This window comes from Brevibacterium sp. H602, from assembly GCF_051172395.1.
In the GTDB taxonomy this organism is placed as follows: Bacteria; Actinomycetota; Actinomycetes; order Actinomycetales; family Brevibacteriaceae; genus Brevibacterium.
In genome coordinates, this window is record NZ_JBPIZD010000022.1 from 41,855 (window position 1) to 59,239 (window position 17,385).

Here is a 17,385-nt window from a genome sequence, read left to right on the forward strand (position 1 = left end):
GTTGTGCGCTTGAACGGCAAGGTTGAGCCGAAGCCAGTCGCACTGCAGGTGTGATAATCTTCGGTCATACAACTTTCAAGTTTCGTGACTTCTCGTTGCCGACTGCACATTCGTTGACTCCGACTCAGGCATACCCTTCCATCCTTTCTTCAGTTGGAGTCTCCATGAAGTTCCTCAAGCGCGCCCTCGTGGCGTCAGTTGCTGCTCTTGCTCTTGCCATCGGTCCTGCTTTGTCTGCCGAAGCAGCGAAGATTTCTTTTGATGTCACCAAGCTGTCCGCAAACAGCATTGTTGTCTCGAGCGACAGTTGCCGGAACATCGTGGTGAATATGTCCCATAAGAGGTCCGGCAGTATCGACAGGTGGAAAGTTAGCTCTGGGATCAGCAGCAAAGGCAAACGAGTTTCTCGTGCGTACTTCTATGATGACGACGAGTCGAAGCGCACTCTTACTGACATCTGCCCCGATATGGATGGCCTTGGCAAGTACACGATTGGACCATCCGACGTGTGGGCGAATACTGCGGATTTAGTCGGAATCGTTGACGATGTTGATCCGACCAAGGGCTACTTCTACGTCCGCGGGAAGACCTACGCCTCTCTGTCCTCAAAACGCAGCGGCAGCACCGTCACGCTGACGTCTTCGACGAAGTACTACAACCCCGAATGGGACGAGAAACGGAACTACAACCCGAAGGTGAAGTTCCAGGTCAAGTCCGGCAGCAAATGGAAGACGCTGAAGACGGTCTCCGCGAAGAAGGGCAAGGCCACCTACAAGCTGAAGTCAAAGAGCAAGAAGACCTACCGCGTCACTTTCAGCCAGGTCAGCTGGGCAACCGGAGCGACCTCGAAGTCGGTCAAACGCTGACCGTCCAAAGAATGACCGGCACCTTTGGAGGCGATTCATCTCTGTTGGATCGCTTGAAAGTGCCGGTCTCTCTGTCCTGGCTCTGACCGGGGTACCGGGGACGATGTCTTCCTGTTACGGTGGCCGCACAACCCGTTCTGCGGGGCCGATGAGCAGTTACGCCACCGGCCGGGCAGACGGCACATAGCGAAGGAAGGAGAAATGATGACAGCAGTATCAGCTGCGACCGCAACCACAGATCTCTATCCGACTCGCTCCGGTGAGACCACAGAGGTTCTCCCGCGCACGGGTCCGATCGTCTTCGGCTCTCCCGAAGACGGGCCCCTCGAGGCGCCTGATCTCAAGCACTTCGAGGACACGGGCTATCTGACGATCGATCAGCTCATCACAAGCGAAGAGCTCACACTCTTCACCGACGAGCTTCAAAGGCTTTCGCGTGACCCGGAGGTGAAGGCCGATGAGCGTACCGTCGTCGAAGCCGAGTCCGACGAGGTCCGGTCGATATTCGACATCCATCGCACCAATGAGATCTTCAGAAAGATCGCGAACGATCCGCGCCTCGTCGACCGTGCACGTCAGATCCTCGGAACCGATGTCTATATCCATCAGAGCCGGATCAACTACAAGCCGGGATTCGTGGGCAAAGAGTTCTCCTGGCATTCGGACTTCGAGACCTGGCATGCTGAGGACGGAATGCCCACTCCGCGCGCGGTGAGTCTTTCGCTGTCGCTGACGGACAACTACTCATTCAACGGCCCGCTGATGATCATGCCCGGTTCGCACAAGCGCTACATCAGCTGCGTGGGAGGCACTCCCGAGGACAACTATCGGAAGTCACTTATCATGCAGGGTGCGGGCACCCCGGATCGTCAGACTCTCAGTGACTTCGCCGACGAATACGGCATCGACGTGCTCGAAGGAGCGGCCGGCGGAGCGATCATGTTCGACTCCAACTGCATGCATGCGTCGAACGGCAACGTCACTCCGTTCTCGCGCTCGAATATCTTCATCGTGTACAACTCGGTGGAGAACACGTGTGTGGAACCGTTCGCAGCGCCGAAACCGCGACCGGAGTTCGTCGGCAGCACTGACTTCACTCCAGCCGGTAGGTGACTCCACATACGCAATCGGGCCGGCCGCTGATGCCTCGCCCATGCCTGGAACTCCCCGTGGAGTGAGCGCATCTGCACAGAAGGGGTCCGGTGCCGCAGTCGCGGCGCCGGACCCCTTTGCCTTCCAACAGACCTCGATGAGTCGCGGCTACTCGATGATCCACAGGTCAGTCCCACGAATCACGCCACGGGATCCCTCGAATGGGCCTAGCGCTTCCATGAGGGGAAGCCACAAGGCACCTAGATCGGCAGTTCTCTTGCCTCCGTAACCCTGGGCACGGCGATTCTCGTTATACATCAGCTGACCGATCTCGGAATCGGTGACGGTCCAGATGACCACCTGTGGTGGATCATCATTGGTGAACGTCACTCGGTGTGAATCGGCCGTGACCGACCATCCGGTCGCCTCGGCGAGGGCAGTTGCCAACTCAGCGCGATCGATACTCAACGGGACCTCCTGAGGGTCGGGGGGCTGCTTGCGGGCCTTGGGGAATGAAAACACATCGGGCGCCCCTGAGAAGGGAGCGCCCGATGTGTCTGCGAAATCAGAATGATCGCAGCATCATTCGCCGTCGGAGCGAACCTTCTTGCCGCGATCGTGCCAGAACTTCGCGGTGGTCACCTCGTCGGTGCCGTCCCAGGCGTCGACCTCGGTGTTGATGCGCCGATAAGTCGGCAGATCCCCGCGGCGGAACACCGGTTCGAAGCCGGCCTTGCGCTGCTGCTGGTAGTTCTTCAGCAGAGAGAACACCAGCGGCGAGAGCATCAACAGGGCGAAGAGGTTGATGAGAGCCATGATCGCCATGAAGATATCTGCCGCGGTCCACACCAGATCGAGAGCCGCGATCGCACCGATGAACACCGAGACCATGACGATGACCTGATACACGCGCAGCGCGACGCGGTTCGTCGTCAGATGCTCGATATTCGCTTCGCCGTAGTAGTAGTTGCCGAGGATCGACGAGAACGCGAAGAGAAAGATCGCCAGCGTGAGGAAGTGGATCGCCCACTGCCCGAGCTGACCACTCAACGCCGTCTGCGTGAGCTGGATGCCCTCGGCGGAGCTGCCGTACTCCGGGTTCGACAGCAGGATGATGAACGCAGTGATCGAGCAGACGAGGATCGTATCGAAGTACACACCCAGCGCCTGCACGAAGCCCTGCTTGGCCGGGTGGGACGCCGAGGCGGTGGCCGCAGCGTTCGGCACCGAACCGATACCGGCCTCATTGGAGAACAGGCCGCGCTGAACTCCGATGAGCATGATCGATCCCAGCGTGCCGCCGGCGATCGAATCCATGCTGAACGCGTCGGTGACGATCGTGGCGATCATCGACGGCACGGCACCGATGTTCATCACCACGACGATGATGCCGACGATGAGGTAGAGGCCGGCCATGATCGGCACCAGATAAGCCGAGATGTTCGAGATGCGCTTGGCGCCGCCGGCGAAGATCGCGAAGGCGGCGACGGCGATGATCGCACCGGCCACGGCAGCGAAGACGCCGTCCGAACTCTCGACTCCGAAGGAGGCCCCGACAGCGTCAACGATGGAGTTCGACTGCACCGAGTTGAACACGATGCCGTAGGTGATGGCGACGATGACGGCGAAGACCAGTCCGAGCCACTTCATGTTCAGCCCGTGCTTGATGTAATAAGCGGGACCGCCGCGGAAGTTCGGACCGTCCTTGAGCTTGTACAGCTGGCCGAGTGCGGATTCAGCGAAGGCCGTGGCGCCGCCGACGATGGCCGTCACCCACATCCAGAACATCGCACCCGGTCCTCCGAGCGAGATCGCCAAAGCGACACCGGCGATGTTGGCCGTTCCCACGCGCGAGGCCGCGGAGATCGAGAAGGCGCGGAACGGTGAGATGTTGCGGTTGCCCTCGGAATCCCGTCCGCCGGGCTCGGTCAGGGTGCGGAACATCTCGGGCAGCAGGCGGACCTGCACCACTCCCGTGCGGATGGTGAAATACAGACCAGTGGGGATGAGAACAGCCACGAGGATGTACGACGATACGGTGCTGACACTGTCGAAAGCACTCTGGAGCATCTCCATCGAACTGCGCCTCCTTCGGCAATTATGCTGGAGAGGATCGGAGGCGCGGAACGCGAGAACTCCGTCCGTGTTTACTCCCAGTCTGCCACCCTTGCTCCCGAGGTTGTGGCAGTGGCCCCTGCCCGAAGTGCGACATTCCCTTTCGGCCGAGTCAGCGTCAGCCCAGGCGACGGCCAGTGCCGACACCGTCAGGATTCATGTTCCGTCCACTCGCGCATCATCCGGAACTTGCTCGGGACCCCTATTCTGGGCGGCCTAGTACTCATCGTTCGGCCACCGTGCAGCAGTTGGATCCGGAGCCCGAATGCCACCCGCAGTCTCCGTGGAGGAGTTCTGAAATGCCCATCACCCTCGCCACCCCCACCTCCGATCACTCGCCCCGCGACCTCAGCACCGGCGTCACCGATACCGTGATCGATCCCGCCCGCGTTCGGGTCCCGCCCCTGGTCATCGCACACCGAGGTGCGTCCGCCGACTGGCCGGAGAACACGATCCCCGCGTTCATCGCCGGCATCGACCAGGGCGCAGACATGATCGAGACCGACGTCCACATGAGCGCCGACGGTGAGCTCGTGATCATGCACGACACGACCGTCGATCGCACCACCGATGCCCGCACCCTGTACCCGAATCGTCAAGACCGCAGCATCGCCGGCATGAACGCCGCCCAGATCGCCACGCTCGATGCCGGAAGCTGGAAGGGCGAGGAATTCGCCGGTGTCCGCGTGCCCCGCCTCGCCGAGGTGCTCACCCTCGCCCACGACACCCGCACCGGCCTGCTGCTCGAGGTCAAGCATCCCGAGCTCTATCCCGGAATCGCCGAGGCGGTCCTGTCCGCCCTGCGCACCGTGCCGAACTATCTCGACCGGGCTTTGGCCGCCGGAATGCTCGTCGTCCAGTCCGCGAACTGGGCGTTCGTCGAAGAGTTCCACGCCCTCGCCCCGGAGATCCCGGTGGGTGTGCTCGGCCGCCCGTGCCCGGACGAACTCCAGGACTTCGCCGACTGGGTCGACCAGGTCAACCCCGAATTCTGCGCGGCCGACGAAGACTTCCTCTCCGCCATCCACGAACTCGGAATGACGAGCCTGGTGTGGACCGTCGACCATCTCGGTGAGATGGAACGGGCCATCGACGTCGGCGCCGACGGCATCATCACCAACGCTCCCGACCGTCTCGTCGAGGTCGTCGAAGCTCTCTGATGACCCGGCGCTGCCCCAGCGTTCGAGTTCGAATCACAATGCCCGAACGCGCCGCATCGGTCACTCGTGCGGAGCGCGTGCCACGTCGCTGAGAGCTGACTTCCACGTCGTCGGATCGGTCACGGGGAAGCTGCGGCCGGTGACCTCCTCGGCGAGGATCCGGACGAAGTGATTCTTCGTGCCGGGCTGCAGCGGGGAGACGTCGAGCGAGACGGTGCTGCGCAGGTCGTCGGGAGCGGTGATCTCCTTCGCATCGCCTTTGACGACGACGCTGAATGCGGTCTCCTCATCGACGCCGTCGATCTCGAAGGCGACGCGGGGATGACCGCGCAAGGCGTCGATCTTCGTGCCGTCCCCGGTGCGGATGACAAGAGCGGAATGCTCGACGGTGAAGTTGACCGGGAAGATCTCCGGGGCGTCATCGACGATGACCGCCAGTCGGCCGACTGTGGTCGACCGCAGGTGCTCCCAGCAGTCCTTGGCGTCGAGGGTCCAGGGTGATTCGGTGCTCATGGTCGTCCTCCTTGTCCGACAGCGGTGGTCACCGTGTTCGGTTCCCTCATCGCTGAGTTCTACATAGTGTAGAAGAAGCGCGGCTGAGGAGGAAGAGGTGTTTGCCCGTCGGATGATGTGGTCTCACCACGTGGGGCGGCTCAGCTGTGGGCGAGCAGTCTGCGGCAGTCGCGGGCCGGCTCAGCCGTGGGCGGGGCGACGGATCGCGCGGTCGCGGTCGTGGGACTTGTCGCTCTCCACGTCGCCGGATTGGGCCGACTCTTCGTCGTCGGTCTCGGTGTTGTCAGTCGGAGCGCAGTTGAGAGTGCGGACTGCAAGCACGAGGCTGCCGAGAACGAGGCCGAACATGGAGACGACCCAGCCCGGGTATCCCAGGGTGGAGACCGGTGGATATCCGACCGCCAGCAAGGTCGACTCCAGGCACAACAGCAGTCCGCAGGCGATGACGACGAAGGCCAGAGTGCGAGCCGATCGCGGTGTGGTGCCGGACGAAGCCGGGCCGACGGCCGGTTCATCGGCCGGCAGCGACCGAGACTCGGCGATGACCCGCAGGGCGGCGATGGCGGAGACGAGCCCGATCGCTGCGCCCAGAGCATTGACGGCATCACCGTACTCGAACAGGAACATGGCGTCGACGAACATGGTTCGCAGCAACCAGACGAGGAGCACGATCCCGGTCGCGGCGAACAACCCGATGGCGGCGGCACGGGAACGGCGCCGGAGGACTGCGGGGGCGGCCGCCTCGGCGACAGGGACGAGTTGGGCCGTGACCCCGGCCAAGGCAAGGGCCACGACGATCGGGAAAGTCACCGTGACGATGAGACTCAGGGCGCCCAGGGCCGTGGTGAGCGTGGGATTGCCGGCCAGACCCCCGGCGTCGGTGCCGAGCATGTCGATGGTGAAGATCGACTTGAGCGCTTCGACGGCGCAGAGGAACACGGTGACGACGATGAACACGCTGCGGGGGATCGGGCGAAGACCGCGGGCGATCGTGATCGCGGCGGCGCCGGAGACCGCGATGAGCGCGAGGCGCAGGAGGCTCGGACCCGGTGACGACACATAGGAGTCTTGAGCCTTGACCTCGAGGAGCCCTGCGCCGATCCACGTGACGAGGAAGACGAGCGCGGCAACGGCGGTGATGCCCATCTTGCGAGCGTCAAGGCCAATTCTCGGGTTGTGGGAGTCGGTGTTCGATGCGGTGGTCATGGCCTCATGCTCCCATAAAAACCAGTTCCCTTGTCGGCTGAATGGGGAAGATCTCGCACTGTCTTGAGCGTGATCTCGCACGAGACCGCGCGAAATGAGACGCTGGGGTCATGCCGAACGAACTCGCCGACTCGACCAGCCCCTACCTGCGCGCGCACGCCGACAATCCCGTGGACTGGCGGATGTGGACGAAGGACACCCTCGCCGAGGCGGCCCGCCGTGACGTCCCCATCCTCATCTCGATCGGCTACTCCACCTGCCACTGGTGCCATGTCATGGCCCACGAATCCTTCGAGGACGAAGCAGTCGCGGCGATGATGAACGACCGGTTCGTGCCCGTGAAGATCGACCGGGAAGAACTGCCGGACATCGACGCCTACTACATGAACGCCCTGCAGGCGATGACCGGCCAAGGCGGATGGCCGATGACGATCTTCGCCACACCTGCCGGCAGTCCCTTCTATGCCGGCACCTACTTCCCGCCCGCGCCGCGGGGCAATCTGCCTGCGTTCACGCAGGTGCTCTCCGCCGTATCGGCGACCTGGACGGACCGCCGCGACGAGGTCAACCAGATGACGGCCCGGATGGACCGCGGACTGGCCGAAATGGCCGATGCAGTGACGAGTGCTCTTCCCGCCGAGGCAACCGCGGAGTCATTGACCCCGGATGAACTCGATTCCGCCGCCGCGGCGCTCCTCGATTCCTACGATCCGGCGTGGGGCGGGTTCGGCGGTGCACCGAAGTTCCCGCCGATGATGAACGTCCTCCAGCTCCTCGCGGCGTTCGTGCGCTTGGGCGGGACCGCCTCGGCGGGTGAGGGACCCGACAGCGGTGATTCGGCGCGCCCGGGAACCGGTGGGACCGCCTCGGCGGACGGGGGAGCGGCCGCTGAACATCCGATGGATCGGGTCCGGGCCGAAGGACGGCTCGGCTGGCTCGGCGCCGACGGGCACCTGACCGGCGAACTCGTCCTCGACTGCCTCATCGCGGTGCGTTCGACGCTGGCTCGGATCGCCAGCGGCGGCATGCGCGACCAGGTGCGAGGTGGAATCGCCCGCTACAGCGTCGACCGGCAGTGGTTCGTGCCGCACTTCGAGAAGATGCTCTACGACAACGCCCTATACCTGCGCGCCGTCGTCGCCTGGGCGAAGGTCGAACGCACCCTGGACCCGGCGTCCAAATGGCTCGCATTGGCCGAACGCGAGATCGCCGACACCGCGAACTTCCTGATCAGCGACCTGTCGACCGACGACGGGTTCATCGCCGCACTCGACGCGGATTCGCTCAACTCGGCGGGAGACTCCGAAGAGGGCGCAGCCTACGTCTTCACCCCCGAGGAATTCGCGGAAGCCGGGCAGGCCGGTCTGCTCGGGCTTGTCGATTCCCCGGCCGGGGGCGAACTATCCGGCCAGGTGGTCGCGGCCGTGCGCATCATCGACTGGCTCGGCATGGAAGACGTGCCCTTCGACGCCGAGCACCCCGCGCCGTGGGACATTGACGCGACGCGGCATCAGCGCGAGGTGCTCGAGCAGCTGCGCGCTCGCCGGTCCCAGCCGGCCCGCGACGAGAAGATCATCACCGAATGGAATTCCCTGGCTGTCACCGCCCTCGCCGAGGCGGCCCTGTACTTCGGTGCGGGAGTTGCGACTGGCGGTGGTGCCGATTCGACAGGGAGTGCGGACCCGAATGGTGGTGCGAGCACGGGGAACACCGAATCTGCGGATTCGGCGCGATGGGCAGAAACTGCCGTGCGATTCTGGACGGCGACGCATGACCGACTCAAGCCGGGTGGTGCGTCCGAATCGGGGGACTCGTCCGACTCGGCTGCGCTCGATGTGCGGCGTTCTTTCACCGGCGGAGTCGCCGGCCCCGGGCGGGGCGGGCTCGCCGATTGGGCGCAACTCATCACCGCTGGGACCACGGTCCGGCAGCTCCCGGACGGGGCCGCCTCGGTGAGGGTGGAGGATCTGGTCGATCTCGGGTCGGCGATGCTTGACCTCTTCACCTCCGAACGTGGCGATGGGGTCCTCGAAGCGGTCGATTCGCTCGGTGACGGAATCATCGACGTGAAGTCGGTGGACCCCGTCGACAACACCGTGCCTTCGGGACGATCCGCGGCCGCCGAGGCGGTGCTGCTGCTCGCCGAAATCGGTGTCGAAGCTGCGACGTCTGGTGGGTTGGAATTCGGTGGCTGGGAGCCATCGGGCGATGCGGCGTTCCCGGGTGAAGGCGCCGAGCTGGATACGGGACGGCTTTTGGAGGTTCGGGATCGGCTGCTCGGGGTCTACCGGGCGCTGGCCGGGCAGGCTCCACGCGGGTGCGGGCATGCTCTGTGGCAGTCCGAGCGGGCCCTGTCTCCTGTGCGGGTCGTCACCGTCGACGAGGCACTGCGGAACATCGCGGCCAGGCATCCGTCGCTGACTCTGCTGACGGCCTCGACGGGGGTGCCGGGGCCGGACGGCCGAGAGGTCGACGTCCCCGCGGGGACGGCGATCGTGTGCCGAGGGACCTCGTGCTCACTGCCAGTGGGCACCGCCACGGAGCTGGTTGGGCTGTTGGACAGGTAGGGGCGAGGTTCAGTTCAACAATTGAAGGTCGGGCCTAGGCTCGAGGCTCCGCTCGGCGTTCGAGGCTCAAGCCGCGGTAGCGGTTGAGCGCGGCGGCGATCTCCTGACGTCGCGGCCTGGTCAGGTGGCCCGGATGGTCGCGGTGCCCCGTGATTCCGTCGATGCCTTCAGCATCGAGCATGCCTTCGACCTCGGCCAGCGCCTCAGTCAGGGAGGTGCGTCCGTCGAAGATCTCCGCGAGGTATTCGAGAACTTCGGCCACTCCAGACGCCTGCTGAGCGTCGACGAGCTGAGCGATGGCGATGAGGTCGATGAAGTCGCGGCCGAACTGGATCCGGTCGGATCCCTTCGCACGAGCGGTCTTCGTCTTCGACGCCGGACGCAGGGCTTTCGCTGTGGGCACGCGCGGTGCGGCGGTGAAAGCAGGGGCAGTGGGGGATTCCGGGGCAGCGTCCGAACCGGTGTCCGGGCCAAGGCCGGTTGGAGCCGTTTCGAAGTCGGCGGCGGTGACGCCGACGAGGTCGTGCGCTTGATCCGTGACTTCGCTGGGTACGTAGGCGTCGAGAGCGATGACGTGGTCGGCGACTTCGAAGAACGCACTCGATCCGCCGGCGACGAGCACCGTGGACACGCCCTGTCTGGTCAGCAGAGGTCGGACGCGGTCGACGAACGGGGTGATCGGTTCCCGCTCGGCGGGGATGAGCGCACGCATACGTTCGTCGCGGATCATGAAGTTCGTCGCCGAAGTGTCCTCGTCGATGAGCAGGGTGTTCGCGCCCGCCTCGATCGCTTCGACGAGATTGGCCGCCTGCGAGGTCGACCCGCTGGCGTTCGTCGTGGAGAAGAATCTCGTGTCAGAGCCCGAGGGTAGGTTGTTGATGAACGCCGAGATGTCGTCGCCGGTGACGGCGCGACCGTCCTCGGCTCGAATGGAGGTGGCAGTCGGGTCGCCGATGACCCATTCGCGCCCGTCGCCGGCGATATGCGGGTAGACGCCGCGTTCCAGCGCGCGCAGAATCGTCGACTTCCCGTGATAGCCGCCGCCGACGATGACGGTGACCCCGTGAGGGATGCCCATGCCGGTGACGGTGCGGCCGCTGGAGAGTTCGACCGTGTGCTCGAGTTCGGGAGGGGAGGTGAACGCTACCGCATCGGAGGATTTCATCGGCAGGTCCGAATCCCCGGACGTCCGCGGGAGAATCGCACCATTTCCGACGAACCCGATGAGTCCTGCTTCGCCGAGGTGGCTGCGCAGTTCCAGCTGATCCCGGTGCAGTTGGACGTGGTCGGCAAGCCCCTGGGCCGACGGAGCGTGAGTGTTCCCTCCGCTGCCTGCCGGGACGTCTGACCAACGGTCGAAGAGGAAGAGCCGTTCGGCGAATTCCGGGAGATCGCGGGTGAGGATGTCCGCTGCCTGATGGCCGAGGATGCGGCGGCCGCGTGCAGGCAGATTGACGAGCAGTCGTGCCTCGAACCCGGCATCGTCGATGAGGATGTTCGTCCGCTCGAGGATCTCCTGTCCGGGGTGGCCGAGGATGAGTGCGCGCTGATTGATGTTCGCGAGCACCTCATTGCCGGCGCGGAGCAGATAGTCGGTGGCGGCGATGCGGTCGGCGCGATCAGTGGTGAGGTCAAGCGGGAACCTCGCATCCGCACGGTCGACGCGGACCCGGACCTTCGACGGGGAAGCGAACGGGTCGGCCTGGACCCGGTCGATGAACACGGTGACCGGTCCGAAGGTGTAGCGGCCGCGGATCTGCTTGAGATTGCCGTAGCTGCGACCGTCGAGGTTGTGCAGAGTGGAGGCGAGACTCGACTGACGTGAACTCATTTCACTCATGCTACTGGGTGGAGATGATCGCCTACTCAGCGGTTTTGGACTCTAGGCCGTAGAACCGGGCCGCGTTCGACCAGAACACGGCGTCCGCTTCGGCGGGGGTGAGCACCTGACGAAGGAGCGTGAAATCGGCATCGGCGAAGGGGCGACGTGCTCGCGTCGACGGCAGGTCCGTCCCCACCATCAGAGCGGTCGGGTCGGTGTCGACGATGCGGCGGACCGCCTCGGCGGGAGCGAGCTCCACACGACCGAAACCGGTGGCCTTGACCTTGACTCCTGCCTCGACGAGGCGCAGCAGGGTGGACAGTCCGTCCTCGTGCATGCCCAGATGATCGATGCTCACCGCCGGAAGTGAGGCGATGCGTGCGGCGAGGTCGTCAGCGATCGTGCGGGCGTCGATATAGAGCTCGGCGTGCCATCCGACTAGGTCATGGACTCGTCGGGCAAAGCCGTCGAGGGCGTCGAGGGTGGCCGAGCCGCCGCGGGCGATATTAAATCGCAGTGCCTTGATGCCCGCCTCGTCGAGGCGTCGGATCTGATCATCGGTGGTCTCTTCCGGCAGCTGGGTGACGCCGACATAGTTGTCGCCGAGCTGGCGCAGCGCCTCGATGAGGTACCTCTGGTCGAAGCCCTGGAACGAACCGGACACGACGGCTCCTCCGGCGACCTCGACTCCCACATCGGCCAGGCTCTGCAGTCGCGCGCGATAATCAGTGACCGTGAACGGATCGGGCAGATAACCGTTGTTCTCGATCAGCGGATGGCTCGGATCGATGATGTGCAGGTGCGCGTCGAAGGCACGCTGGGGTTCGCTCATACCGTCAACCTACCTCGTCCTCGAACTGCTCGTTCAAGGCGTGGCGCGTCTGTCGGTCTGTGTACTGTTCGGTGGGCGCGCCACGCCTTGAACGACGGTCAGTCTGCCTTGAGTCCGACCGTCGGATCGGGCAGGTAGACCTCTCCTCCCGATGCGAGGAACTCGCGGCTCTTCCGCAGCATTCCGGCCAGGGCCTCCTGCGCCTCGGCGCTGCCGTAGGTGTCACGGATGTCCTGGGAGATGCGCATCGAGCAGAACTTCGGACCGCACATCGAACAGAAGTGCGCGGTCTTCGCCGGTTCCGCCGGCAGCGTCTCGTCGTGGAACGCCTCGGCGGTCTCCGGATCAAGGCCGAGGGCGAACTGGTCCCGCCACCGGAATTCGAACCGAGCCTTCGACAGCGCATTATCGCGGGCCGTCGCACCGGGGTGGCCCTTCGCGATATCGGCGGCATGCGCGGCGATCTTGTACGTGATCACTCCGGTCTTGACGTCGTCGCGGTCGGGCAGACCGAGATGCTCCTTCGGGGTGACGTAGCAGAGCATCGCCGTGCCGTAGCGGGCGATCTCCGTCGCCCCGATCGCCGAGGTGATGTGGTCGTATCCGGGCGCGATATCCGTGACCAGCGGACCCAAGGTGTAGAACGGCGCCCCGTGGCAGAGCTCCTGCTGACGTTCGACGTTCTCCCGCACGAGGTGGAGCGGAATGTGCCCGGGCCCTTCGACCATCACCTGGACGTCGTGGGCCCACGCGCGTTCGGTGAGCTCGGCGAGAGTGTCGAGCTCGGCGAACTGGGCAGCATCGTTGGCATCGGCGATAGAACCCGGCCGCAGTCCGTCGCCGAGCGAGAAGGCGACATCGTAGCGAGCGAAGATCTCACAGAGTTCATCGAAGTGGGTGTAGAGGAAGTTCTCCTCGTGGTGGGCAAGGCACCAGCTGGCCATGATGGACCCGCCGCGTGAGACCATCCCGGTCACCCGGTCGGCCGTGAGCGGAACGTAGCGCAGCAGCACACCGGCGTGCACGGTCATGTAGTCGACACCCTGCTCGCACTGCTCGATGACGGTGTCGCGATAGATCTCCCAGGTCAGCGCGTTCGCATCGCCGTCGACCTTCTCCAGCGCCTGATAGATCGGGACGGTGCCGATGGGGATCGGCGAATTGCGGATGATCCACTCCCGGGTGGTGTGGATGTCATTGCCGGTCGACAGATCCATGAGGGTGTCGGCACCCCACTTCGCGGCCCATCGCAGCTTCTGCACCTCCTCGGCGATGGAGCTGGTGACCGCGGAATTGCCGATGTTCGCGTTGATCTTGACGAGGAACGCTTTGCCGATGATCATCGGCTCTGATTCGGGGTGGTTGATGTTGTTCGGGATGATCGCGCGACCGGCGGCGAGCTCGGCACGGACGAGTTCGACATCGCACTGTTCGCGGAGCGCGACGAACCGCATCTCCGGGGTGATGATGCCCTGCCTTGCGTAGTGCATCTGGGTCACCGTGCGGCCGGACTTGGCCCGACGGGGGACCGGTTTGCGTCCCTTCCACTGCTGCGACGGGGCACCTCGGCGGACGGCGGCACGACCGTCGTCGGCGATGCGGTGGCCGCGGGCGTCGTAGGTCTCAGTGTCGAGGCGGTTCTCGATCCACGGGAATCGCAGAGCGGGCAGTCCCTCTTCCGGGATACTGCCCGGTCCGACGGTGCGGTAGACGTCGACGGGATCGTTCGCCCGGCCGTTCGAGTCCTCGAGTTCGATGCGGGTCACGGGAACGCGGATGCCGTGTTCCTCGTCATCAACCCATGCCGGCGAATGCGTCGGATACTGCTCGAGGGTGAATTCGTCGTGCGAAGGTGCGGAGGCCGAAGTCGTGGCAGGGGCAGGGGTTTCCGGGGTGAATGCAGTCATCTGCAGTCCTCACTTCCTACGCCGGTATCAACCGGATCAGGTTCTACGGTCTCGGACGATCCAGTCCGATCTCAGCCCTTGCAGTGGGCTCCCGTGGGGTCGTGCAATTCGTATCACGACTGACGCAGTGAGGACAACTGCGGCGCCTCGAGCGACAGGCTGAGGGTCAGCTGCCCTGGAGGAACGCCTTCGCAGCCGCGCCGAGGGCGACGACGTCGGAGACCGCGACCATTTCGCGGGCCGAGTGCATCGAGTACAGGGCCGGACCCACATCGACGGTCGTCATGCCCAGTCGGGTTGCGGTCAGCGGTCCGATCGTCGACCCGCAGGGCATCGCATTGTTCGACACGAAATCCTGGTACTCGACTCCTGCGGCCGCGCACGCCTGCGACCACACGGCGGTGCCCACCGCATCCGTGGCGTAGCGCTGCTGAGCGTTGAGCTTGAGCAGGGGACCGCCGCCGAGGCGGGGGCGGACATGCGGATCGTGCCGTTCTGGATAGTTCGGATGGGCAGCATGCCCGGCATCGGAGGAGACGCACACCGAGGTGGCCATCGACGCGAGATAATCGCTGCGCGTCGACTGCGGCAGCAAGGAGGCGACGATGCGCTCGGTGACATCGGCGAGGAACGGACCGCACGCGCCCGAGCGCGAATTCGACCCGATCTCCTCATGATCGAACGCCGCGAACAGGGGGATGCCGTCGAGCCTATCGGCATCGAGCTGGGTAAGAGCGGTGACGCCGGCGTGCACGGACAGAAGGTTGTCCAGCCTCGGCGAGGCGAAGAACTCCTCGGCGGCACCGAAGAGGGCCGGCTCCTGGACGGGAATGGTGTAGACATCGTGGCCGACGACGGACTCGGCATCGACCCCGGCCGACTCTGCGAGCAGTTCGATGATGTCTGCCTCGGTGAGGTCGGCCAGACCGATGACGGGAGTGGTGTGACGCTGCTTGTCCAGGGTCAGACCCTCGTTGACCTGCCGGTCGAGGTGGATCGCGAGCTGCGGGATGCGAGCGATCGGCCCGGTGCGGGCGAGTACGATGCTGCCGTCGGCGAGGCTGAGTCGACCCGCGAATGCGAGCTCACGGTCGAGCCACGAATTCAGCAGCGGCCCGCCGTAGATCTCCACCCCGACCTGGCGGGTGCCTTCGGCGGTGAACTCACCGCCGGGTTTGAGTTTGAACGCCGGGGAGTCGGTGTGGGAACCGAACACACGGAACCGGGGAGCCGCCTCGGTGACCGTGGGATTCATCCATGCGATGAGCGCGCCGTCGCGGATGACGTAGTTTCCGGTCCCTGGCGTCAGCGCCCAGGGGACGGACTCGTCGAGGCGGGAGAAACCGGCCCCTTCCAGGCGTTTCGCTGCCGTGTCCACCGCGTGGTACGAGCTGGGAGATGCGCTGACGAAGTCGCCGAGGTCGGCCGCTGTCGTCGCGGCCGCATCCGGTCTCGGGAGTGATTCATTCATTTCCCCAGCCTATCGTTTGCGGTAGTTTGGAGGTGAAGAAGATCAGGTCTCAGGCGACGGGTTGCCACCGCGTCCGAGAATCAGGCGGGGGCAGCGACCCTGCGACCGCACCAGCGACGGCAAGGAGTGTTCGACGTGAACCAGTTCGTGACGGAGTGGAACACCTGGCGCGACTCACGGAACTCAGCCCTTGCGAAACCGTTCGGCTGGCTCAGTGTCGTCGGACTTCACTGGCTCGACGCCGAGTCGACCTGGACCGACGCCCCCGGCACGTTCACCGTCGACGACGGATGGGTGACCGTGTCTCTGAAGACCGGAATCAAGGCCGGCCCCGCAGCCGAGACATTCGACCTGCTCAGCAAGGTCGACAACGGCGGGACTGCTGGGGCTGCAGGCGGCTCCGGTGCGAACGGCGGAGGACCGACCCGTGCGACCAGCCCGGCCGTGCCCAGCGACACCTCGACTCTGCCGAGGGTGATGGACCAGTCCGGTGCGGGCGCGGCTGCGGCAGACGCTGCGGGTGCCGACTCTTCTGCCGGAACGGATGCCGGATCCGATGCGGGGTCCGATGGCGGATCCGACGGGCACGCAGCAGCGCCCGCCAAGCCACAGGTCCGCGTGGAAGAGAACGGGTTCAGCGCGAAGCTTCCGAACGGCGGCTCGCTCAACTGGTTCACCGTCGGCAACGTCCTCTACGAACTCATCGATCGGGGCGGCCGCCTCGGCGTGCGTGTGCGCAATTCGAAGTCCCCGCTGCTCGGGAAGTTCTTCGAGGTTCCGGTCTTCGACCCGGACCCGGACTTCGTCTTCCTCGCCCGGTTCACCAGGTTCGACCCGTTCAAGACCTACACCATCGAAACTGCCCAAGAGGACCTGCAGCTGCAGACACAGGCGGCGGGAACCGTCACCTTCGAGACCTCGCACGGTGAGGTGAGCCTGCTCGCCACCGGGTGCCCGAAGACCGGACTCCAACTGGACTTCCACGATTCGACGAACGGGAGCACCACCGCCGCGTGGCGGACCATCGACCTCGGAGTGCCGAATCAGGACGGGTCGCTCGTCATCGATTTCAACCGTGCGGTGAATTACCCGTTCGCGTTCACCTCATTCGCCACCTGCCCGGCCCCGATCGAGGGAAACGTCGTTCCCTTCGACGTCACCGCAGGTGAGCGGCGTCCCCCATTCTTCTACTCGGAGGCCGGGATCAACGTGCCGTTCCTCTTCTACGTGTGGTGGGACGAAGAGAGCGCCGAGGTGACCCGCCCCTGGTATTCGCGTTTCGGCCTCGACATCACCATCCTCAACCCCAACCACGATGACGGGCGGATCTCCCTCGTCGGCTTCGACGGGGTCGCAATGTCCGGCGGGGATCTCTCTCCCCTGGGGCGCAAGGCCCGGTCGAGGCTCATCGATGTCGCCACCGAAGCGCTGACTTCACGGATTCCGGTCATCGGCATCGGCGCGTACTCGGCGTTCGTCATCCAGGCCCAGCGGGAGCTGCGTTCGCAGCAGGGCTACGTCGACGGCATCGAAACCGAATACGAGGCGTCGGCGGAGCGTCTGCTCATCGTGATGAACAACGAACTCGACCCGAAGCAGGCCGGATTCGACATCGTCCACACCGACGCCAGCGGGCTGATCTACGTGGAGATGCCCTTCGACATTCCGCTCGAGTCCGACCGCACCGAGGTCGAGGACTTCCAGTCGGCGATGGAATCCGGCGCCTCGATCACGAGCTGGCAGGAATTCGACTACCGCATGGTCGCCCTCATCCGCCACCACCGCTGAACCCTGCTCCCCGCCTCAGCCCCAGCGCCCGTTTCCTCCCCGAACT

The 17,385-nt window shown here is 64.7% G+C and carries 13 protein-coding genes and 1 riboswitch; of the genes, 5 read left to right on the plus strand and 8 right to left on the minus strand.

Annotated elements, in window-relative coordinates:
• Positions 1–164 precede the first annotated feature (164 nt).
• Positions 165–866 carry a hypothetical protein gene (locus ACSBQT_RS14880; RefSeq protein WP_435001972.1) on the plus strand — a complete coding sequence of 234 codons (702 nt, stop codon included), beginning with the start codon at positions 165–167 and terminating at the stop codon, positions 864–866.
• A gap of 204 nt (positions 867–1,070) precedes the next feature.
• The gene (thpD, locus tag ACSBQT_RS14885; protein ID WP_410709717.1) at positions 1,071–1,979 is read left to right on the plus strand and encodes an ectoine hydroxylase; all 909 of its coding nucleotides are present in this window, start codon (positions 1,071–1,073) and stop codon (positions 1,977–1,979) included.
• 147 nt (positions 1,980–2,126) lie between these two features.
• Here thpD and ACSBQT_RS14890 read toward each other — a convergent pair whose 3' ends face one another.
• The gene (locus ACSBQT_RS14890) at positions 2,127–2,426 is read right to left on the minus strand and encodes a hypothetical protein (protein ID WP_410709718.1); all 300 of its coding nucleotides are present in this window, start codon (positions 2,424–2,426) and stop codon (positions 2,127–2,129) included.
• Between the two features lie 114 nt (positions 2,427–2,540).
• On the minus strand, positions 2,541–4,034 hold the full coding sequence (locus ACSBQT_RS14895; RefSeq protein ID WP_435001973.1) for an alanine/glycine:cation symporter family protein: 1,494 nt from the start codon (positions 4,032–4,034) through the stop codon (positions 2,541–2,543).
• Between the two features lie 338 nt (positions 4,035–4,372).
• Here ACSBQT_RS14895 and ACSBQT_RS14900 point away from each other — a divergent pair, with 338 nt between their 5' ends.
• Positions 4,373–5,233, plus strand: coding sequence for a glycerophosphodiester phosphodiesterase (locus ACSBQT_RS14900; protein ID WP_435001974.1), 861 nt, complete (start codon positions 4,373–4,375; stop codon positions 5,231–5,233).
• Positions 5,234–5,293: 60 nt separating this feature from the next.
• Here the strand turns inward: ACSBQT_RS14900 and ACSBQT_RS14905 are convergent, their stop codons facing one another.
• Positions 5,294–5,746: a pyridoxamine 5'-phosphate oxidase family protein gene (locus ACSBQT_RS14905; RefSeq protein ID WP_435001975.1), complete on the minus strand. Its 453-nt coding sequence runs from the start codon at positions 5,744–5,746 to the stop codon at positions 5,294–5,296.
• Positions 5,747–5,926: 180 nt separating this feature from the next.
• Entirely contained in the window at positions 5,927–6,952 is a 1,026-nt protein-coding gene (locus ACSBQT_RS14910) for a hypothetical protein (protein ID WP_435001976.1), read from the minus strand.
• A gap of 110 nt (positions 6,953–7,062) precedes the next feature.
• Here ACSBQT_RS14910 and ACSBQT_RS14915 point away from each other — a divergent pair, with 110 nt between their 5' ends.
• Entirely contained in the window at positions 7,063–9,519 is a 2,457-nt protein-coding gene (locus ACSBQT_RS14915) for a thioredoxin domain-containing protein (protein WP_435001977.1), read from the plus strand.
• 34 nt (positions 9,520–9,553) lie between these two features.
• Here ACSBQT_RS14915 and ACSBQT_RS14920 read toward each other — a convergent pair whose 3' ends face one another.
• The 4 genes from ACSBQT_RS14920 to ACSBQT_RS14935 all read right to left on the minus strand — a co-directional run bounded on the left by ACSBQT_RS14920 (position 9,554) and on the right by ACSBQT_RS14935 (position 15,551).
• Positions 9,554–11,350: an ABC-ATPase domain-containing protein gene (locus ACSBQT_RS14920; RefSeq protein WP_435001978.1), complete on the minus strand. Its 1,797-nt coding sequence runs from the start codon at positions 11,348–11,350 to the stop codon at positions 9,554–9,556.
• A 31-nt stretch (positions 11,351–11,381) separates the two neighbouring features.
• Positions 11,382–12,173 carry an amidohydrolase family protein gene (locus tag ACSBQT_RS14925; RefSeq protein WP_435001979.1) on the minus strand — a complete coding sequence of 264 codons (792 nt, stop codon included), beginning with the start codon at positions 12,171–12,173 and terminating at the stop codon, positions 11,382–11,384.
• 98 nt (positions 12,174–12,271) lie between these two features.
• Positions 12,272–14,080: a phosphomethylpyrimidine synthase ThiC gene (gene thiC, locus ACSBQT_RS14930; protein WP_435001980.1), complete on the minus strand. Its 1,809-nt coding sequence runs from the start codon at positions 14,078–14,080 to the stop codon at positions 12,272–12,274.
• Positions 14,076–14,184: riboswitch (TPP riboswitch) on the minus strand. It overlaps the preceding gene by 5 nt.
• A 62-nt stretch (positions 14,185–14,246) precedes the next feature.
• The gene (locus ACSBQT_RS14935) at positions 14,247–15,551 is read right to left on the minus strand and encodes a M18 family aminopeptidase (protein WP_435001981.1); all 1,305 of its coding nucleotides are present in this window, start codon (positions 15,549–15,551) and stop codon (positions 14,247–14,249) included.
• A 135-nt stretch (positions 15,552–15,686) separates the two neighbouring features.
• Between ACSBQT_RS14935 and ACSBQT_RS14940 the strand changes: the two genes are divergently transcribed.
• Positions 15,687–17,339, plus strand: a complete 1,653-nt coding sequence (locus tag ACSBQT_RS14940) for a DUF1684 domain-containing protein (protein WP_435001982.1) — start codon at positions 15,687–15,689, stop codon at positions 17,337–17,339.
• Positions 17,340–17,385 lie beyond the last annotated feature (46 nt).